The sequence below is a fragment of the Terrabacter sp. R4-6 genome (genome assembly GCF_057529065.1).
The window spans coordinates 2,725,814-2,746,372 of record NZ_CP197224.1 but is presented as its reverse complement, the minus strand read 5'-3'; the positions used below and the strand labels follow the sequence as shown (position 1 = coordinate 2,746,372).

The 20,559-nt window shown below is 70.8% G+C and carries 12 protein-coding genes; 5 read left to right on the top strand and 7 right to left on the bottom strand.

The genetic code is table 11. The annotated features are described in order from the left end of the window. The first annotated feature begins 84 nt into the window (after positions 1-84). Positions 85-1,125, top strand: a complete 1,041-nt coding sequence (locus tag ACSSS0_RS12830) for a LacI family DNA-binding transcriptional regulator (RefSeq protein ID WP_487228278.1) — start codon at positions 85-87, stop codon at positions 1,123-1,125. Continuing rightward, positions 1,122-1,925, top strand: coding sequence for an alpha/beta fold hydrolase (locus tag ACSSS0_RS12825; RefSeq protein WP_487228277.1), 804 nt, complete (start codon positions 1,122-1,124; stop codon positions 1,923-1,925). Before ACSSS0_RS12830 ends, ACSSS0_RS12825 begins: the two co-directional genes overlap by 4 nt. Before the next feature lie 15 nt (positions 1,926-1,940). Here the strand turns inward: ACSSS0_RS12825 and ACSSS0_RS12820 are convergent, their stop codons facing one another. After that, the gene (locus ACSSS0_RS12820) at positions 1,941-2,600 is read right to left on the bottom strand and encodes a VOC family protein (protein ID WP_487228276.1); all 660 of its coding nucleotides are present in this window, start codon (positions 2,598-2,600) and stop codon (positions 1,941-1,943) included. 37 nt (positions 2,601-2,637) lie between these two features. Further along, positions 2,638-3,738 carry a LacI family DNA-binding transcriptional regulator gene (locus ACSSS0_RS12815; RefSeq protein WP_487228275.1) on the bottom strand — a complete coding sequence of 367 codons (1,101 nt, stop codon included), beginning with the start codon at positions 3,736-3,738 and terminating at the stop codon, positions 2,638-2,640. Positions 3,739-3,900: 162 nt separating this feature from the next. Between ACSSS0_RS12815 and ACSSS0_RS12810 the strand changes: the two genes are divergently transcribed. Both ACSSS0_RS12810 and ACSSS0_RS12805 read left to right on the top strand, forming a co-directional pair. Continuing rightward, positions 3,901-5,079 carry a Gfo/Idh/MocA family protein gene (locus ACSSS0_RS12810; protein ID WP_487228274.1) on the top strand — a complete coding sequence of 393 codons (1,179 nt, stop codon included), beginning with the start codon at positions 3,901-3,903 and terminating at the stop codon, positions 5,077-5,079. Between the two features lie 47 nt (positions 5,080-5,126). Continuing rightward, a complete protein-coding gene (locus ACSSS0_RS12805) occupies positions 5,127-6,113 on the top strand; it encodes a sugar phosphate isomerase/epimerase family protein (protein WP_487231206.1) in 987 nt (328 codons plus the stop codon). Between the two features lie 106 nt (positions 6,114-6,219). On the opposite strand, the gene ACSSS0_RS12800 is transcribed toward ACSSS0_RS12805, so the two are convergent. From ACSSS0_RS12800 to ACSSS0_RS12785, 4 genes are all read right to left on the bottom strand, one after another. Further along, positions 6,220-6,681 carry a cupin domain-containing protein gene (locus tag ACSSS0_RS12800; RefSeq protein WP_435987552.1) on the bottom strand — a complete coding sequence of 154 codons (462 nt, stop codon included), beginning with the start codon at positions 6,679-6,681 and terminating at the stop codon, positions 6,220-6,222. 126 nt (positions 6,682-6,807) lie between these two features. Further along, positions 6,808-7,017, bottom strand: a complete 210-nt coding sequence (locus ACSSS0_RS12795; protein ID WP_487228273.1) for a hypothetical protein — start codon at positions 7,015-7,017, stop codon at positions 6,808-6,810. A gap of 141 nt (positions 7,018-7,158) precedes the next feature. After that, positions 7,159-7,368, bottom strand: a complete 210-nt coding sequence (locus ACSSS0_RS12790; RefSeq protein WP_487228272.1) for a hypothetical protein — start codon at positions 7,366-7,368, stop codon at positions 7,159-7,161. Next, positions 7,355-8,905 carry a hypothetical protein gene (locus ACSSS0_RS12785; protein WP_487228271.1) on the bottom strand — a complete coding sequence of 517 codons (1,551 nt, stop codon included), beginning with the start codon at positions 8,903-8,905 and terminating at the stop codon, positions 7,355-7,357. Before ACSSS0_RS12785 ends, ACSSS0_RS12790 begins: the two co-directional genes overlap by 14 nt. A 946-nt stretch (positions 8,906-9,851) precedes the next feature. Here ACSSS0_RS12785 and ACSSS0_RS12780 point away from each other — a divergent pair. After that, positions 9,852-10,718 (top strand): ferric reductase-like transmembrane domain-containing protein, encoded by an 867-nt coding sequence (locus ACSSS0_RS12780; RefSeq protein WP_487228270.1) that lies wholly within the window; start codon positions 9,852-9,854, stop codon positions 10,716-10,718. A gap of 81 nt (positions 10,719-10,799) precedes the next feature. Here the strand turns inward: ACSSS0_RS12780 and ACSSS0_RS12775 are convergent, their stop codons facing one another. Next, positions 10,800-20,258, bottom strand: coding sequence for a SpvB/TcaC N-terminal domain-containing protein (locus ACSSS0_RS12775; protein WP_487228269.1), 9,459 nt, complete (start codon positions 20,256-20,258; stop codon positions 10,800-10,802). Positions 20,259-20,559: the final 301 nt, after the last annotated feature.

Below are 20,559 nucleotides of genomic sequence, written 5' to 3'. Positions count from 1 at the left end.
TCTAGTTCATCCCACATTGAAGCGCTCCACCGCCGCGCCGGTCAAGGGCTGGCCCATGGCCATGGAGCGCTCTAGAGTCGCGACGTGGGCAGCGAGAGGGTCACGATGGAGCACGTCGCCGCACGTGCCGGCGTCTCGCGCGCCCTCGTGTCGATCGTCTTCCGCGGTGTCGCCGGCGCCTCCGAGGCGACCCGCGAGCGCGTCCTCACCGCCGCACGCGAGCTCGACTACCGACCCGACACCCGCGCCAGCCGTCTCGGCAGCAGCCGCACCCGGACACTGGGCGTGACCTTCAGCGTCGGGCACGCCTTCCACGGCGACCTGCTGGAGAGCCTCTACGCGCACGCCGACGCGGCGGCCTACGAGCTGGTGCTGAGCGGCATCACGCCGTCGCGCTCGGAGGCGGCCGCTGTGGAGACGCTGCTCGCCGAGCGGTGTGAGGGCATCATCCTGCTCGGCAGCAGCCAGGGCACGGCCCACCTGGAGCGCCTGGCCGCACGGCTCCCGGTCGTCAGCGTCCTACGGCCCGTCCCCGGCGGCGAGGTGGGGGTCGTCCGCACCGACGACGCTGAAGGGCTGCGCCTGTCGGTCGAGCACCTCCGCGGCCTCGGCCACCGGCGGATCGCCCTCCTCGACGGCGGTCGCTCCGCGGGCGCGGCCGAGCGGCGCCGCGGCTACCGCACGGCGATGCGGCGCTCACCGAGCCTGACCGAGAGGGTCCTGCCGGGCGGCGTCAGCGAGCTCGAGGGCGCCGAGGCGACCCGCGCCTTCCTCGCGCTCGGCGCGCGCGAACGGCCCACGGCCGTGGCGGCGTTCAACGACCGGTGCGCGATCGGCTTCGTCGACGTGGCGCGACAGTCCGGCCTCCGCGTGCCCGGTGACGTGTCCGTCGTCGGCTTCGACGACATCACCGAGGCCGGCTACCCGCACGTGGCCCTGACGACGGTGCGCCAGGACGCCGAGCGCCTCGGCGCCGAGACCGTACGCACCCTCGCCGACCGGCTCGACCGCGAGTCCCCGGAGGAAGGGCCCGGCACGGCGCACGCCGACCCCGTCGTCATCGAGCCCAAGCTCGTCGTGCGCGCCAGCACGGCTCCCCCCACCCGCCGCGGCGCGCCCTCGTGAAGCCGCGTGACGTGCTCGGCCGCGACGTCGGGCCGGACGTGCGCGTGCAGTTCACGAGCCTCCGGGGCCGCGTCGTCCGGTCGTTGTCCCTCGGCGGCGACGCGCCCCGCACGACACCGCTCGTCGTCCTCCTCCCCGGGCTCGGACTGCCCTTCTACACGATCCCCACGGCCCGGGCCCTCGTCGCCCGCGGTCTGGCCTGCACGGTGCTCGACCTGCCGGGCTTCGGCTCCAACCTGCCGCGGCCGACGAGCCCCTCCGTCCACGCGACGGGCCTGACGGCCGCCCGGTGGGTCGAGGCCCAGGCCGCCGGGCACCCTGTCGTCGTCCTCGGCCACTCGACGGGCGGGCAGGCCGCGCTGACCGCCGCCCTCGCCCTCAGCGCCCGCCGCCGCGACTTCTCGCTCGTGCTCGCCGGCACGACCTTCGCCCCCGAGCAGCGCCGCCTGCACCGGTTGGCCCGCGCGACTCCCTTCGCCTACCGCGACGACCGACTCGACCAGGTCGACGCGATGGAGGTCTACCGCGGCCGGGCCGGCATCGTCGCGATGCTCCAGTCAGGGCTCCGCGACGCCCCGGAGGAGCGGATCGCGCACCTGCCGGTGCCCGTGACGGTGACGGCAGGGGTGCACGACGCCTTCGTGCCGGTCACGTGGCTCGACCAGCTGGCCGGATCGGCCGGCAGCGCGCCCCGCGTGCGTACGTCGCTGCTCGGCGGGTCGCACAACAACCTCTTCACGCACCCCGACGAGATCGCCGACCTCGTCGTGCTGGCCGCCGCCGACGCGACGGCCGGCTGACGGCGGGCCCGGAGGTCAGCCCTCCGGGACGGGGTCGCGCCCCTGCCAGGTGCAGATGCACGCCTCGTTGCCCTCGGGGTCGGCGAGGATCCAGAAGGCCGGCGCCCTGGCGTCGGAGACGAGGTGGCCTCCGGCGGCGAGCGCCCGCTCGATGCGGCCGGCCGCCTCGTCGTGGGCGACGGTGACGTCGAGGTGGATCCGGTTGCGCTGCGGGCGCGGCTCGTCCATCTGCTGGAACCACACGGCCGGTCCCAGGCGGAGCGGGTCCTGCACGTCGTCGCGGGCGATGACGTCCCAGCCGAGGACGGCGTCCCAGAAGGGCCGGACGGCGTCGATGTCCATGGCGTCGATGGCGATCTCGACGACGGTGAGGGTCCCGGGCTCCGACGTCAGCCCCATGTCGGCGACGACCGAGTCGACGGCCCGACCGACCGCGATGTCGTCGTCGCTGACGCCGCCGGCCGGCTCGGTCGACACGGCGAGGTGGACGACGTCGCCACGGACGTCGAGGTCGGGCTGCCGACCCAGGGGCGCCGCCACGGCGCCGACCCGCGCGACGAAGTCGAACGCCGTCGCGACGTCGGGCGCCCGCACCGTGAGGTGCATCCGCTGGAGCAGGAACCGCCACGTGGGCAAGGCGTCGGACGCCGCCTGGCGGGTGAGCTTGTCGGCCACGAAATGACCGTAGCCCGCCGCACCGACGGGCGGCCCCTCACGGCTCGCGTATGCCGCCGCGCCGGGTCGTCGCGTCACCGCGCGGTGCCGTCGTGCCGCGGACCACGAGCTGCGGCTCGAGGACGAGCTCGACAGACTCGGTGCGCCCGTCGTCGAGGCGCTGCGTCGCTGCCTCGACCGCGGCCGTCGCCATCGCCTCGGGGATCTGGCTGACGCTCGTGAGGTCGACGGTCGCGAGCCGGGCGATGAGGCTGTCGTCGTAGCCGACGACCGAGACGTCCCGGGGCACGTCGACGCCCTCGCGCCGCAGGCGGTCGAGGAGGCCGAGCGCGGCCCGGTCGTTGAACGCGACGAGGGCGGACGGCATACGCACACGATCTCGGGTGGCCTCGCGGCCGTCGATCGGCCCCGGTTTACGGCCTTTCGACGGTTGGGGGGCGAGGATGGTGGCGGCGGCGCGGGTGCCGGACTCCTCGTCTCCCCCGCCGTCGACGACGTGCACGGAGTTGGCGAGGCCGAGGCGTTTCATGGAGCTGCGGTAGCCCTGCCGGCGCAACGTCGCGATCGGACCACGGGGCCCGTCGACGAAGGCGATGTCGCGGTGCCCCAGCCCGACCAGGTGCTCGACGGCGAGGCCCACACCCACGTCGTCGGCCGCGCGCACGACGTCGACGCCGGCCGCCTGCGCCCGACGGCCGATGGCCACGACGTGGTGCTCCTCGGCAAGGGCGGCGAGCTCGGCGTCGGGCAGCCGCGGACCGAGCAGCAGCAGCGCCTCGCACCGGAAGTCGAGGAGCGACTCGACGGCACGGCGCTCGTCGCGGGTGCGCGTCAGGGGGCTGACGACGATGTCGTAGCCCCGCTCGTCGGCGGCGGCCTGGAGGTCCTCGAGCAGCTCGGCGTGGAAGGTGCTGCGTACGTCCATCGTCACGCCGAGCAGCTGCGTGCGGCGGCGCGCGAGGAGGCTGGCGGTGCGGTCGGCGCGGTAGCCGAGCTCGCGAGCGGCGTCGAGCACGGCCTCGCGCGTCGTGGCACCCGGCCCGGGGCGTCCGCGCAGGACGAGGGATGCCGATGCGGTGCTGACGCCGGCCCGGGAGGCGACGTCCTCGAGTCGCGGGCGCGCGGGACGGGACGGCATACGGCTCCTACGGGTGGCGACGTCGGGAGGGACTCAGGACAGATTGTCAGAACAAAGTGTTGACAGGGGCGAGGGCGCTCCGCACACTGGAGCCATCGTAACTTAAAGCGCTTTAAATCGCTGGTTGCACCCCTGACCGAGATGTCCAGAGAGGTACATCCCATGACGCAGTCACCCATCGGCGTCGCCGTCGTCGGCGCCGGCATGGCGGGGCGGGCGCACTGCGCCGGCTACCGCACCGCCCCCACGCTCTTCGACCCGCCGCTGCCCCCCATCCGGTATGCCGCCGTCGTCGACGCGAACGAGGCCGTCGCCGAGGACGCCGCCGCCCGCTACGGCTACGAGCGCCACGGCACCGACTGGCGCGAACTGTTGACCGCCGACGACGTCCACGTCGTCAGCGTCGTCGTCGCCAACCACCTGCACCGCGAGATCGTCGAGGCCCTCCTCGACGCCGGAAAGCACGTGCTCTGCGAGAAGCCGATCGCGGCGAGCATCGACGACGCGCGGGCCATGATCGCGGCCGCCGAGAAGCACTCCGACCTCGCGACCGGCACGGCGTTCGTCTACCGCCGCCAGCCCGCCGTCGCCGCGATCCGCGACCTCCTGCGCGACGAGCTCGGCGAGGTCAGCCACTTCAACGGCCGTTACTGGTGCGACTACGCCCGCAGCGCCGAGACCCCGATGGCATGGCGCTACAAGGGCGGTCCGGGCACGGGAGCGCTCGCCGACATCGGCAGCCACCTCATCGACCTCGCCGAGTTTCTCTGCGGCTCCATGGCTTCCGTGAGCGGCGCGACGTTCACGACGAAGGTCACGGATCGCGCCGTACCGCTCGGCACGACCTACGGCCACGCCAGGGCCGAGCTGTCCGACGTGCGTGAGCCGGTCGAGAACGACGACGTCGCGACCTTCACCGCACACTTCCGGTCCGGCGCCGTCGGCACCTTCTCGATCTCGCGCATCGCCCCCGGGCACGCCAACTCGCTCGCCTTCGACCTCATGGCCGAGCACGGAGCCGCCAAGTGGGACATGGACCGTCCCGCCGAGTTCTCCGTCATCCGCAAGCTGCGTGACGACGGCCTGGACGGCTACAACCAGGTGCTCGCCGGTCCCGCGCACCCCTACGTCAAGGGCGGCCTGCCGATGGACTTCCCCGGCGTCTCCTTCGGCGTCGCCGACCTCTTCGGCTACCAGTGCCGCGCCTTCCTCGAGCAGGTCGCCGGCATCGACGGCCTGCCGCCCGTCGCGACCTTCGAGGACGGCCTGCGCGATCTCACCATCATCGACGCGGTCACGCGGTCGGCCGCGGCCGACGGCGCCGCGGTCCCACTCGCCTGACTCGCTCGAGTCCCCCACCGCCCCAGACACTTTCGGAAGGTATGACCATGCAGCTCGGCGCCTACAACGCCTGCCTCGGCGACAAGCCCCTCGGCGAGGCCCTCGACATGATCGCGAGCCTCGGGCTCACGAGCGTCGAGGTCAACTCCGGCGGCTTCCTGCCGCCCATCCACCTGCCCGTCGACGACCTTCGCGCGAGCGACCAGGCCCGCCAGGACTACCTCGGCGAGTTCAGCTCGCGCGGGCTGACCCTGACCGCCCTCAACTGCAACGGCAACCCGCTGCACCCGGCCGCGGGCTTCCCGCACTCGCAGGACCTCGTCGACTCGATCGAGCTCGCCGCGCTCCTCGGCGTCCCGCGCGTCATCACGATGTCGGGCGCTCCCGGCGGCGAGCCGGGCACCTCTGTCCCCGTGTGGAACCCGCTCCCCTGGTGGAGCCCCTTCCTCGACGTCCAGGACCACCAGTGGAGCGTCGCGGTCCCCTACTGGAAGGACATCCAGGCTCGGGCCGTCGACGCGGACGTCCGCGTCGCCATCGAGATGCACCCGGGCAACATCGTCTTCAACCCGCGCACCCTGCACCGCCTCGTCGAGGAGACCGGCGCGACCCACGTCGGCGCCGAGATGGACCCGAGCCACCTCTTCTGGCAGGGCATCGACCCCGTCCACGCCGTCGCCGACCTCGGCGAGCTCGTCTTCATCGCGGCCGCCAAGGACACGCGCGTCAACGACGCCGCGAAGGTCAACGGCGTCATCGACGACTCCTTCCACCGCGTCGCCGAGGGTGAGCAGGGCTACCTGCCGCTCGGCGGCGGCACGACCCTCAGCGGCTGGCCCAAGACCCCGTCGTGGGACTTCGTCGCCGTCGGCCGCGGGCACGACACGGCCTACTGGACCGAGTTCCTCCGCGCCCTGCACCAGGTCGACCCCGACATGCCGGTGAACATCGAGCACGAGGACCAGGAGCTCGACCAGCTCGAGGGGCTGCGCTTCGCCGCCGACACGCTCATCGAGGCGGCGAAGGGCATCTGACTCACGCCCGAGGCGCAGGGTGAGGCGACCTCGATGCGCACGCGACCGCCATCTGGCACGGCGCGGCGGTCGTGACCGGCGCGGCCTGATCGCCCCAGAAGGCTCCTCACACCATGAACTGGTCGTGGCGTGCGTAGAACTCGGTCCACTCGCTCGGTGACAGCTGCCGTCCGGACGTCGAGATCTCGAGCAGCTCGAGGACGAAGCGCTCGCGCGGGATGCCGGGCGTGAAGAGCGTCAGGACCTCCGCCGACTCGGCGCCCGCGACCCGGAGACCGTGGATCCCACCGCGGGGCACGTGGACGAGGTCCCCGGACGACGACGTCACCCACCGGGCCCCGTCGAAGACGTCGAGCGAGCCGGCCAGCACGTAGAAGGACTCGGAGAACGTCCGGTGGAAGTGGGCCGCCACGTCGGTCCCCGGACGGAACTCGGCCCGGAACAGACCGAAGTCGCCGTCGGTCTGGGCGCCGGTCGCGACGATGCTGCCGACACCCGGACGGCTCGGGTGCTCGGCGACCGGATGGACGCGGGCACTCACCTCACCGGTGTCTCCGACGTACGTCACGGCATACCTCCTCCGGTGTCGGCGCCGCGCGACTCTCCAGTGAAGCACCCGGCGGACGGGCGGTGGAAGGCCCGGCCACGCGGATCGCGTGACCGGGCCCTCGTCGCTGCACCGAGTGATGTCCGGTCAGTGCTGCTCGCCCTGGCGGTCACCGTTCCAGCTGATCTCCCACGTCGTGTTGTCGCCGTGCTGCTGGGTCCAGAACGTCCGCCAGGCGGTCGACGTCGTGGGCTGGGGCAGCTTGGCGCCGAGGAGGCCGCCGACCGTCGGGTCGCCGTCGGACACGTGGATGCCGGTGATCTCGTTGTCGCCGTCGTTGTAGGACGGGCCGCTCATCGAGTCGAACGTCGCGGACGCGTCGCGGCCCTCCGCCAGGAAGCGGACGGGCCTCGGAGCGCAGGTCGACCGGAGGTGGCGTTCCGGGACGGGCCGCCGCCCCCGGGGCGTGGATGCCCGCGGCGTCTGCAGCCGACGACGTCAGCAGCCGGGGAGCCGGAAGCTCGCGATCCGGGTCTGCCAACCCGCGGGGCTCGAGGCCTGGCCCGCCGCCGTGTAGTACTCGTTGACGTACCAGAAGGTGCAGTCGTCCGACGGGTCGACGTTCATCGAGGTGTAGTCGCCCCACCGCGAGTTCGTCGTCGTCTGGACGCCCGAGCCGTCGATGATCGTGCCTTCACCGAGGTTCATCGTGCCCAGCGGCGCGGCGGCCGACCTTCCGGTGTAACGGATGCCGGGATAGACGTCCACGCCGTCGACCACGCTGTAGCCGAGCGCCATGTGGCCCTTCTTGTCCTGGGCGATGCTCCCCATCCAGCGGTTCACGCCGTCGGCGGGGGCGTACGTGCCCTGCTGCGCGACGGCATACGTCCCCGCGGAGCGGCGCACCTCGTACCAGCGCATCCCGGCCTGGCCGGGCGACGCCTCCACCGACTGGGCGGTGACGAGCGACTCGACGCCCTTGAAGCTGCGGTACGCCAGTCGCCAGGTCGGGCGCTGCCGGTAGCTGAGCACGTCGAGGTAGAGGTTCGGGTCGGTGACCCCGGGCTGGGGCAGGCAGTCCCGCGCCGTCGGGGCGCACGGGAACTGCGAGTCGAAGGCCGCGACGGGGAGCTGCGTCGCCAGCGTCAACGACGAGGTGGGGGGTCGAGCGCCACTTGACCCGCAGGTCCCAGACGTTGAGCGCATCCGAGGTGGCGCCGTAGCCGCCGCCGTCGTCCTGCGTCCCGACGATGGGGATCGCGCTGTCCTCGCGGGGCTTGGTCATGCCGTCGATGTCGGCCGGGAACAGCCCGTCACCGACGAGGGGCAGCATGCCCGGCGCGTTGCCGTCGAGGAAGTAGCTGACGACGCGGGCGGGCTGGCCGTTGACCATCTTGTTCTTCTCGAGCGCGTAGACGCCGATGCCGTACTCGACCGTCGGGCCGAACTCGCGCGTGGTGAGCACGTAGGAGTCGGTCCACACGCCGTACTTCGGGTAGTCCGGGAAGTACTGGAAGTTCTCGGTCTTGAAGGCGTATCGGTAGTAGGTGCCTGTCGGGTCCCCGGTCGTCGAGATGGCGACGCAGTTCCAGAACGGCTTGGTGGGGTCGTCGAGCCCGCTCGTCGTGAACTGCGAGAGGAGCCACCGGCCGGTCAGCTGGTCGTAGAGGACGACCGGGTCGCCGGAGCCGTCGGTGCAGTCGGTGACGGCGAAGCCGTCCCACAGGGCCCCGATCGGGGTCGCCGGGATGAGCGGCGTGCCGGACTTGTCGAAGACCTGGTAGGCCAGGTTCGTCATCTCGACGTAGTGGTTCGGGCCGACGTCGCCGATCGGGTCCGGCGGGTTGACGCGGCCACCGAAGAGGGTGAAGTTGTCCTGGTTGCTGACGCCCTCGAAGTTGGCGATGGTCTGGCCCACGGCGAGCGCAGGAGCGGACGTCTGGAGCGCGACGTCGGCCGAGGGTGTCGTCGCGGCCCTGCCCGCGCCGGGAGCGCCGCGCTCGTTGACGATCCGCGCGGTCGAGACGGTCCGGTGCCCGCCCTTGGCGGCGAGGGCGGACATCGGCGGGGAGATGTCCGGCGCCACCGGCGCCGAGTAGATCGGGCTCGACGCCTCCCGCTGTGGCGCGACGGAAGGGGCCTCGGCCGCGACCGCCACGGCGGTCACCGAGGCGGCCAGCAGGGCCGATCCGGTGAGGCACGCGACGGCGGTGCGGAGTCGGCGGCTGGAACGGTGTGCTCTCACGACAGCTCCTCGTCCGGGTGTCCGGCGGGTCGCCTCGTGAGGCGGCTCCGCCATCACTCCTTGCTGGTCCCCGAGACGGTGGGCGGACCTGCGGTCACGGACCCACGATGCGTACGGCCACGGTCGAGCCGTACGCCGACGGCGCATCCTCGGTGGGACGCGCGTGGCTCGGCTGGCGGCCTCCGGGAGGGGGTCGGATCCGGCCAGATGTGTTCGGCGGTACGCCAACTCACGCTAGCTGACGGTGGCTCTCCGCCGGAAAACGGCCGGCACCGCCACCGCTGGTCTCGGCCACCACTGGTCTCGACCGCCTCGGCACGCCTCGCGTGCTGTGCCACGACGGACGGGGTACGTGTCAGGGGACGGCCTGCTCGGGGAGCACCACCCAGGCCGCCCGCCCGTATCCCCGCGCGCATCGCCGCGCGCCACCGAAAGCCGAGACCCCGATGGCCCTCGAGACGCAGCTGCGCCACCGGCACCCCTACCGCGGAGCGCACCTCGTCACCCGCCTCGTCGGGCCGGCGACGATCGCCGCCGTGGTCGTCGCCTTCGCCCTGCTCTGGCTCCTGGCCCGGCCGCGTGGCGACGTGGGCCAGTTCGTCGGTCAGCTCATCGGCGCCGAGGGTGTCCTGCTCCTGTCCGTCGGGCTCGTCCTCATCAGCACGCTTCGCTCGGTCGAGCAGTTCTTCGACGGCGTCGACAAGGCGGCCGTGTGGCACCGGCGGGTCGCGATGACCGGCACGGTCCTCATCGGGGTGCACATCGCGACGACGGGCAACCCGAACCCCACCCAGCTCGGTCCGACCCTGGGCACGATCGGCGTCGTCGGTCTCGCCACCCTCACCGTGTGGGCGATCGCCCCGCGGTGGCGCTCCATCACCCCTCGTCCGCTGCGCCGGCCCGTGGAGCGCTTCACGGGGACGCCTCCGGCCCGGTTCGTCGGACGATGGATCGGCCGCTACGGGCTCTGGCGCGGCTTCTACCGCCTCACCGGGTCTTCCTCGCGTTCGGCTTCGTCCACGGGCTCATGGACGCGACCCTCTTCGGCTCGCAGCTGCTGCGCTGGTCGTACGTCACGGTCGGCGGTGTCGGGCTCGCCTTCTACGTCTACCGCGAGCTGCTGGCCCGGCGCATCGCCCGGACCCATGACTACGAGGTGTCGTCGGTCGAGCCCATCGACGACGCGTCCTACGAGATCTGGCTCCGCCCGCTCGGTGACCGCTTCGCCTTCCGGCCCGGCCAGTTCGCCCTCGTCAACCTCGAGGCCCGCGACCGGTGGCACCGCCACCCCTTCACGATCGCCAGCGGCCCGCAGGAGAGGGAGGTCCGCATCACCGTGCGCGCCCTCGGCGACTTCACCTCGAGCATCGGCGACCTCGTCGCGCCCGGCATGCCGGCCGTCATCAGCAGCCCGCAGGGTCAATTCGACTTCACGCGGGGCACCGAGCACCAGGTGTGGGTCGCCGGCGGCATCGGGGTCTCGCCGATGCTCAGCTGGCTCCGCTCCGTGCGCCCCGGTGAGCTGCCGCACCGCGTCGACCTCTTCTACACGGCACGCGGCCCGGCTCCCCTCGCCGACGAGGTCGCGCACCTCGCAGGGCACCACGACGAGCTGCACCTCCACCTCGTCGACACGGAGACCGACCCGCGGCTGACGGTCGAGCAGGTCCTCGAGACGGTCGGCGTCGAGCCTGGCCTGCTCTCGGCCTTCCTCTGTGGTCCGGAGCCGATGGTGAGCGCGCTCCAGCGCGGACTCGTCCGTGCCGGGGTCGGGCCGGCCAACGTCCACCGCGAGTTCTACAACCTGCGCTGAACGCCCGCAGGCCCGCAGCGGTTCGAGGTGTTCGGCTCGCTGGTCCTGCGGGCCGAACACCTCGATCCGGGTCAGCGGCGGTCAGCTCCCGCCCTCGGAATTGTCGGCCTGGGCGCCGGCCGACGTCGCCGGCTTGCTCCCACCTTGGCTCTGCGGCTGGCCGGAGCTCGAGGCCGAGCTCGAGTCCGAGCTCGGGTCCGAGCTCGACGACGACGGGCTGGAGGTCGACGACGTCGCCGACTTGCCCTGCCCACCGGGACCGTTGGCGTCGGCGCCGGTCGAGCCACCCGACGAGCCGGGCTGGTTCGCGGCCACCGAGTCGGCCGCCTGCGGGGTGGCGCCCGCGTCCTGCTCCGCCTCGAAGACCTTGAGCCGCTTGCCCACACCGAAGCCGAGCTTGACCTTGTCGAGCTTGCCGTCCTTGAGCTGGAACTCGAGGACGGGCCTCACGTCGAGGCGGTTGAAGTACTTCGCCTTGCGCTCGCGCGCCGAGTTGAAGCCCTTGAGCAGGCTCAGCGTGGCCCGACCCCGGACCGTGTCGGTGTTGGCGGCGAAGAAGTTCGCCAGCTTCGTCACCTGGGCGCTCTTGATCGGGTCGCCGTCGGGCTTGAGCTCGGCGATCGTGTTGATGGCGTCGTTGAGGTTGATCGGCTTGGACACCCGTCCGTCGGTGTCCACGAAGCCGACCGGGTTGGGCTGGCCGTAGGTGTACGCCGTGGTCAGCGTCGGGTTGTCGACCAGTGCGCTCGCGTCGTCGGTGAGGATCGGGTCGACGGTGAGGAAGCGCGCCTGGTCCGTGGAGTACCAGCGGTCACCGAAGTTGATGATGCGGTGGTCCTCGTCGACGTAGCCACCGGCGTACTGCCACGGGGTCCGGAAGATCGTGCTGTCCTCCTTGATCCAGACCTGTCCGGTCGGGAAGTACTCCTGGTGCTGGAAGACCTTCCCGACGCGGTCGGTGACGATGTTCGTGCTGCCCTGGAGGTCCTTGTGCATGAAGTAGACCCGCTGGTCGAAGGAGTCACCCGTCGTCGTCATGTTGACGGCGAGGCGGTCGTTGCCGGCCCAGATGTTCTTGAGCATCGTCCCGTTGCGCACCGTCACCCACGGGTTGACGTAGTAGGTGACGCCCTGCTCCTTGATCTCGATGGACAGCTGGCCGGCGTAGTCGTAGACGTAGTCGGTCTGCTTGCGCCCGGTGTTGTTCGGGTTGTGGTCGACGATCTCGACGAGCTTGCCCGCCCAGTCCCACGACACGTTGCGGATCATGTCGGGGTTCGTGACGGTCGTCTGCTCGCCGTCCGAGTCGTACTCGTACGTCTCGGTGCGCTTGTTGAGGGAGTCGACGACCGTGGTCGCCTGGTTGGGCTTCGCCCCGTCGTACGTGTATGCCGTGCGGTCGAAGGTGTTGGCGAGGACGGTGGCCTCCTTGCACCTCTTCGTGCAGCCGGTGTCGACGGTCCAGTCGCGCTGGGCCATCCGGGTCACCTTGCTCGTCGCGTCGTCGAGCGTCGCCGACCACGTGAAGCTGCGCGTCGTCTTCGGCGCGTAGTCCCAGGTGCCGGTCGCCTCACGCAGCCGGTAGCGCCCGTCGTAGGTGTACGTCTGCTTCGTGGGACCGCCGAAGAGCGACGGGACGTCCGGCGGCAGCTCGTTGCGGAACTGCTTCACGTTGCCCACGAGGTCGTAGTCGTACTTGAGGTTCATGAGCAGCCGTGTGCCGTCGGGCGACATCGCCGATCGGCCCTTGAGTGCCCTGGTGTCGACGTCCCGGTAGGTCGTGTCGACGACGCCGTCGCCGGTCCGGCGCTGCGAGGTCGTGCCGTAGACGTCGTAGCGCTGGTCGTCGAGGTAGCTGTGCACGCACGGCACGGCGACGTCGACCTTGACGGTGGTACCGGACGGGTGGGCTGCCGCCGTCGGGAGCAGGACGGTGCCGTTGACGCCGCGCTCGACGGTGTAGTCGAACGTGCCCGGCACGGTGCCCGGCGTGCGCGCCGTGACGTTGAGCTGCTCGCCGCCGAGGCGGATGGTGAACGGGAGCGTCGGGCTCCAGCTCGAGGCCGGGTCGCCGTGCTGGTAATCGGTGACGGTGATGGTCGTCGCGGTGGCGTCGACCGACGTCGTCAGCAGACCGAGCTCGGTGCAGTCGTTCGTGCCGATGACGCGCTTGAGCCGTCCGCCCGTGTCGTAGTCGTTGCGCACGGTCTCGCCGTCGGGCAGCGACACGGTCGCGAGGCGGCCGAGCCAGTCGTTGTCGTAGCTCGTCGTGAACGGCCCCGTGTTGGGGTGCGGGCCGGTCATCGTCGTGACGTCCTGGGCGAGGCGCCCGTTGACGTCGTAGCCGAAGGTCTGGATCCGCGCCTTGTCCTCGACATGGACCATCTTGCCGGCGGCGTTGCCCGTCGTCGGGTGACCGAGGTAGCCGCCGTAGTCCATCGTCACGGGCTTCTCGTCGGGATAGGTGATGGAGGTCAGCAGGCCGAAGTCGAAGCCGAAGACGGTCCTGACGTTGCCCTCCTCGCGGAGCACGGGGCTCTGCTCGGAGGTCTTGTTGCCGGCGAGGTCGTAGGTCCAGTTGACGAGTCCGCCGTCGGGCGTCGTCGTCGAGGTCCTGCGGCCGAGCAGGTCGTAGGTGTGGGTCGTGACGAGCCCACCGGGCGAGTCGATGCGCAGGATCTGCCCGAGCCGGTCGTACGCGTAGGTCGTGAAGAGGGAGCTCCCCGTGGCCGTGCGGTCCTCGCTGCGCAGGACGTTCTCGTGAGCGTCCTGCCACGTCTTCGTGTGGCGCCCGAGCGGGTCGGTGACGTCGACGGTCGCGACGGTACCGAAGGGGACGTATCCCTCGAAGCCGTATGCCGTCCGCGTCGTCGCCTCGTTGGAGAGCCGTTCCACGAGGACGCGGTCGAGGACGTCGAACGTCGTGATCGTCGCCTTGACGTAGGTCGGGTTGCTCACGTCGACGGTGTAGTCGGCCAGGGTCTTGCCGGTCTGGAGGAACGGCTTCCACTGGTGGATCGTGCGGCCGAGGCCGTCGACGTCGGAGCCGCCCTCGCAGGCGTAGCCGGCGCCGGTGTCCCCGGTGACGGGGTCGTAGACGAGCGCGTCGCGCTTGCGCCCGGTCACGCGGCCCGAGCCGTCGACGTACGTCGCGGTGTCGATGGTCGTGCCCGGGTTGAACTCGTCGGTGTGGGTCACCGTCGCGTAGGGGTAGTCCTTGTCGTCGGGGTGGTAGGCGAAGGTCGCGACACCGCCGTCGGGCGAGGTGATGGTCCGCACCCGGCTCAGGGCGTCATAGGTGTAGGTCGTGACGTTGCCGTTCGCGTCGGTGCGGGTCCTGACCCGTCCCGTGGGACCGTCGAACGTCGCCGTGGACGTCAGGCCGACGGCTTGGCCGGTCGGGTCCTGGTCCTCCGAGATGAGCTTCCTCGTGGTGTCGGCAGGGCTCACCCCTGAGGGGTCGCCGGAGCCGACGGTCTCGAAGTCGGTGACGGAGGCGACGTTCGCGTGGTTGACGTCGTCGTAGAGGTAGCGGACGGCATACCGCTTGCCGTCGGCATCGGGCGGCATGACGACGCGGTTGTAGCTGCCGTAGGCGTCGAAGCTGAGCAACGTCTCGGCGTACGTGTCGGGCGCGCCTCCCACGCCGGGTGTCAGCAGCTCACGCTGGACAGTCACCGCGTTGTTGTCGCAGTACGCCGTGTTGCCCTCCTTCGAACGCAGGACGGCACCTCCGGGCGCGGTGACGGTGATGCCCACCGGCTGGCTGTCCCACGTCGGACAGTTCGTCGCAGACCAGTACGGTGCGCGCGTGGCCGGTGGCGCCTTGAGGGTGGTGCCGCAGCCGAAGAGGGCGGTCAGCGTCGCACTGAGGCTCGTCTCGCAGTTCGCGTAGGAGATGGAGGCCACCGTGTCGTCGGCGGTCGTGCCTGGCAGTCCGCGGTCGACGACGGTGGTCGGGTTGCCGAGACGGTCGTAGCCGTACTCGGTCGTCACCGTCTGCTTGAGGGATCCGCCTGAGTACCAGAGCTGCTCGACCTCTGAGACCTGTGGCGTGGCCCGGAGCGCGAGCTGCTGCTCGACCGTTGCACCACCGAGATCCAGCGGACCGTAGCCGCCTCCGGTGGAGGCGTTCTTGTCGAGGTCCTTGAGCGCCCAGGTGGTCCGGGTCGCCTGCATCGGCGTGCCGGTGGCCGCAGGCCCGTCGAAGACCGTGGTCTCGTACTCCAGCCCGGACTCGAAGACGGAGCCGTTGAGGTACTTGTGCTGGACGGTGCGCACCTTGTCGGCCGTCGTCGGGGAGTCGACGACAGCGTGGTCGTATGCCGTGTAGTGCTCGCTGACGGTCACCATGTCGTAGCCGAGGTCGGTCCGGTTGACGAAGTCCTGCGCGGTCCTGCCGTAGGAGATCGTGCTGCGCTTCTGGGCGATGCCGTCGGCCCCACGGGTCGAGTCCACCGTGACGTCGTCGAGCAGCCACTGGCTGTCCGGGTGGCTCGTCGTGTTGCCGTCGCGGTGGTAGTCGAGACCGATGGTGCCGCCCATGGGGGTCGTCACGCTCTTGAGCAGGTTCGTGCGTCCCTGCGTGTTGAGGGCCACCTTGACCTGGCTCGAGCCGCTGGCACGCGAGACGGTGTCGGCGTAGCCGTCACCGTTGACGTCGGTCAGGTCGACGTCCGTCGAGGTCATGCTGTTCTCGTAGTGCCCGCCGGGGTTGAGGATGAGATAGCAGCCGACGAGGCAGAGGGGGATGCCGACCGTGACGTCCGCGCCACCTCCGAGACTCTCGGCGCTGTCCTGGCGGATCTGGGGCACGCCGTCCACGTCGATGATCCCGAGGACCTTGTAGCCCGAGCTCTGGTGGTTGCCGTAGATCGTGTCGGTGGTGAGGCCGGTGCCGTTGCTGAAGGCGATCTTGACGACGTCGTTCCCGTTGTCGTCCTTGCTGCGGTAGACGGCGTCGATCAGCCCGTCGCCGTTGACGTCGTCCCACGACACGTTCGGCAGGTCGACGTTGGAGTTCTTGGCGATGCCGCCCGAGAGGCCGCCGTTGTCGATGTTGAAGCCGAAGCTCCCGCCGACCGACCCGCTGTAGGAGTTGGTCGAGCTGAACGATCCCACGGTCCAGGGCATCTCAGCCGTGAAGGAGTGGCCGAGGTTGAGCCGCACCCGGATGCCCGAGGCGTTGACCTTGATCCGGTCGGGCAGGCCGTCGCCGTTGATGTCGCTCAGCGTCTCCTGGACGGGGATCGTCCCGTCGCCGGGGACCTTCGCGAGGGCGGTGGTGTTGCTGGGTTTGTTCGACCCGCTCGGGTTGGTGAAGCTCGCTCCGAGGCCCAGGGACGCGCCGATGTTGGCGTTGAAGGTGTCGGCGGCCGGGCCGCCCTTGCCGGCGGAGCCGCCCTTGGTGGCGTTCGTCGTCCCCTTGTTGTTGCCCGAGATGCCGATCGGCGCTCCACCGAAGGAGCCGGAGAGGGCGAGGGTCGTCGCGGAGTCCACGACGGAGACGCCGCCTCCGGTGCACGCGACGCGGGCGTTGGCCGGCCCGCACTCCTGCGTGCCGCGGGGGTTGGTGTAGGTGACCGAGTCGGGACGCACCGTGTCAGGGAAGCCGTCGCCGTTCAGGTCGAGGAAGTCGACCATGCTGCGGCTCCAACCGGCGGCGAAGCTGCCTCCGAACGGCCCCACGCCGGCCATGAGCATGAAGACGGGACCGGTGACCCCGAGCAGCTTGGGGGCCTGGGTGCCGCTGGACGCCGGCGCTCCGGTGATCGGCAGGTCCTCGCCGAAGCGGGCTGCTCCGGTGACCCCGTGCTCGGCCGCGTAGATCTTGGCCACCTTGCTCTTCGGCCCGTCCCAGCTCTGGGTCAGGGTGTCGGGGTCGACGACGGCGTTGAAGGCGAACGCGTTCGGGATCTTCTCGGTGGCCTTGGAGGTGTCGATCTCGGGCAGCGTGTTCGAGGGATCGGGGTAGCTGCCGAAGCCGGTGGTGTTGATCGACGTGTCCGTCGGGCAGGCGCCCCCGAACATCGACTGGCAGGCGTCGTCCTTGTTGTCGAAGGGCACGCCTCCGGCGTCGGGGACATCGAAGTCGCTCTCGGTCAGCTTCGTCGTCGCTCGAGCTCCGGTGGCTGTGTAGCCGGCGGCCGCCCACCCGCGGTAGGCGATCGGGAAGTAGGACTGCGCCCCTGCCCAGTTGACGGTCTGGGGGACGTCCTCGGACTTGGCTACCGAGCTCTCCGTCCAGCTCATGACGAGGTCGACACCGCTGACGTGCGAGGACAGCCCCGCCTTGCGCATGGTGACGTCGAACCAGTAGCGCGTGCCGTTCGTGAGCGTGAGCTCGGGCAGCTTGCTCGAGGCACTGCTGGCCGCGGAGCCGCTGTCGAACGACCCGCTGCCCGAGGGCACGGCATACGACGCCTTGTAGACGACGCCGGCCGCGGTCTTGGCGGTGACGACCATCTCGCCGCCGGGGTTGTCGGAGTCGCGCGACCCGGTCAGGCGCGGGGTGACGGTGCGGCCGAGGGTCGACGTCCAGGCGACCGCCGGGGCGGTACGCGTCGTGTTGGGGTAGGTGTCGACGTCCATGTGCGGCGCGAGGATCGGCTTCGTCGAGTCACAGGCCCCCGACGAGAGGAAGCACAGCTTCCCGGCCCGGAACCAGTCGATCTTCGAGAGGTCGACAGGGCTGTCGACGGCGAGCCGCGTCTGGACGGCGTCGTAGGCGATGATCTCGCCCTTGGCGTTCTTGACGGGCGGCGAGAAGGTCGGCGCGGCCGTGAAGCCGAAGCGCCCGACCTCCGACGCACCGACGACGCCGAGGCGGGCGTTGGCGAGGACTGCGGTGGCGTAGCAGCCGAAGCTCGTGCTCGCGTCGGCGACGCACCACTGTCCGCCGCTCTGGGTGACGACCTTGGCGCGGGCCGCGTCGGCGTTCCCGGCGCTGTCGAGCGCCGTGATCGTGACGGCTGCCGGGGTGAGGTTCTCCGTCGTGCCGTTGCGCACCACGACCTCCGGGCGGAGGTCGTCGGACGTGGTTGCGGTCTTGTCGATGGCGGCCGTGAACTGCGCGGTGCCGCCGATGTTCACCGACGTGAAGAGGCCCGGCCGGCCGGCGAGGGTGAAGTCGTCGGTGAGCGAGTACGCCCGCTGGTCGAGGCCGTTGGCGTCGGGAGCGGCGCCGCCGGCATACGTGATGTCGGCCGTCCACGTGACGACGTCACCGTTGCCCTTGGGGCGTGAGCCCGCGCGGAAGTAGAGGGCCTGGCCCTTGTCGACGTGAATGGGATCGAGCGCCGGCTGCCACATGGGCGCCGCAACCGTCAGGGTGGAGTGGTCGACCTCGCCGCCGCCCTTCTGGATGGCGACGCGGACGGCGCCACCAGCTGCGTCGGGCAGCGGGGTGCTCAGGGTTGCCTTGGCGGTGACGGTGACGTCGCCGGTGAAGGGCGCCACCCAGCGGCGGACGGTGTCCACGGGTGGCACCGCCTCGCGCAGCCGGTCGACCATGGCGTCGAAGGCGGCGTCGCTGGTCGGGACCGTCTGGGGTGTCAGGGGGACGCGCGTCAGTGCGTCGGAGGAGCTGAAGGTGGGCTGGCACGACTCGACCGTGACCGGACCCGACGCGCAGACGAGGTGGTTGAAGAGCACCTGCGTGCCGTCGACGAAGTCGACGAGGCCGTCGCCGTTCGCGTCGGTGAAGTAGCTGTCCGACCAGCTCCACTGCCCGCCGACGTTGAAGACGGCATACACCCCGAAGTACGCCTCGGGCCCGCCCTGGATGCCGATGGAACGCTGGACCGGCAGCCCGGAGACGCCCTGCAGCGTGTGGGTGGGACCGAAGGTCAGGTCGGCCGTCCGCGAGGCGGTGGGGAGGCTCGTGTTGAGCTGGTACTCGATCGTCCCCGTCGGTCCGGTGGGCTTGATGACGTCGCGGTAGACCTTGTCGGGCAGGGAGTCGCCGTTGAGGTCGATGAACTCGATGACGGAGTCGGTCGTCGTGCCGTTCATGGCGAACGAGCCACCCACCGAGCCCGTCTTCTCCGGGTCGGCCAGGTTGAAGCCGACGTAGATCTTGCCGTCGCCCGCCTGTGTCATGGACGCCCCGAGACCGCTCAGCTTGGAGTCGACGTAGGCCGTGGTGCCGTCTTTGGGAAGCGGGCCGTCGCCGGTCTGCCACCTGGCCTCCTTGTCGAACCCGCTCTTCGCGGTGGCGATGTCGTCGAAGTAGCTGAAGGTGTGCTTGAGGCCGGTGGCCGGGCAGGCCGCGAGCCCGTTGCAGCCGATCTGCTCGACCGTCGTGAGCCGCGTCTTGCCGAAGTGCGGGTCCGGGGCGTACGTCAGCGCGTAGCGCGTCACGACGTCGCCGGTCTTGCGATAGACGACGTCGACGCTCGTCAGCAGGTCCTGGTCGAGGTCGAGCACGCCGCCGCGTCCGTCGAGGACCGCGTCGGTGCGCGCGCCCGGGGTCCGGTTGAACCGCACCTCGTAGGCGGGGTCCTCGGCCGCGCCGCTGGCGGTGCTGCCGGCGGTGTAGAGGATCTTGCTGAGGTAGACGTGCTTGGGGCAGACCTCTCCGCTCGGGCAGCTCGCGCCTGCGGCCAGGGGTGACCAGCCCGTGCGCGCGGCCGTGTCCTTCTCGTAGCTGACGGTCGTGTACTCGTAACGGATCAGGTTGACGCCGATGTCGCGCTGCGCGGTGAGGAACCAGCGGACGCCGTTGCCGTTCGCGTCGGTGAGGATGCTGCCCGGCTGACGCCTCCTGTCGTCGATGCCGACCTTCGTGCCACTCGCGCCGACCGGACCTCCGGCGTCGGGAGCCATGCCGTAGAAGCGCACGCCGCCCTTCTTGTCGCGCACCTCCCACGTGTAGTTGCTCGGCTTGTCGCCGTGACGGATGATCTGCTCGAACTCGGTCTCGACCTTGCGGGTGAAGTCCTGGCGCTCGGCCACGCGGGGGTCGAGCACGGCCTTGACGGCGTTCGGCACGAGGGCGTCGCCGTCAAGGGTGTAGGACTCGCTCTCGACGTTGCCGCACGGTGGGCTCTTCGTCGAGCCGTCGCAGAACCGTGGGGAGCCGAAGGACGTGTCGACGGCGATCTCCGGCGGCGCGAGGTCCCAGCCGAGACCCGCCCAGGACGATCCACCTTCGGAGCTGTATGCGAGGCTGACGTCGGGCGTGCTTCCGCGGCCCTGGGGCAGCACGAGGGGGTAGGTCAGCTCGGCGGTGCCGCTCGGGTTGGCCTCGGGCGGGTCGACCTGCGACAGCCCCTCCGTGGCGTCGGCGTAGAGAAGGTCGGCCGTCGAGCCGTCACCGATCTCTTCAGGGGTCGTCGGCGCCTGCCCCGGGAGGGTGGAGTCGATCAGTCCACCGAGCGGTCCGCCGGCCACCGCCATCGGGATCGCCGTCGTCATGGCCAACAGGGCCGCGAGCACGACGGCCCAGAAGCCACGTCGCCGGGGTCGGCGGATGCGCTGGGACGGCTGGACCGTCTGCTGGTCACGATCGCTGGGCACGAGCAGGCGGCGTGAGGCCATGGTGAAGCTCCCTGGACTTCTCCCCGAGTCACGCGGACCCAACGGTGGGTGGGTCCGAGAGCGCGCACGGCACGTGGAGCAGCCGCGGCGAGGTGCGCGTCCGCAAGCGGGACGCGGGAGGGGTCGGCGATGGGCGGCCTTGGAGTGAGGGGTCGTCCGGCGTCGGCCGGGATCGGCGTTCGGCGGTACGGGAACTCACGTTATTGGTCGGCCACACACCACGTGAGGCAAATGACGAACTTCGCCCACTTCTGTTTGAATTCGACGAAATCCGTTGTCGGAGAGAGTGATTTCGCAGGTT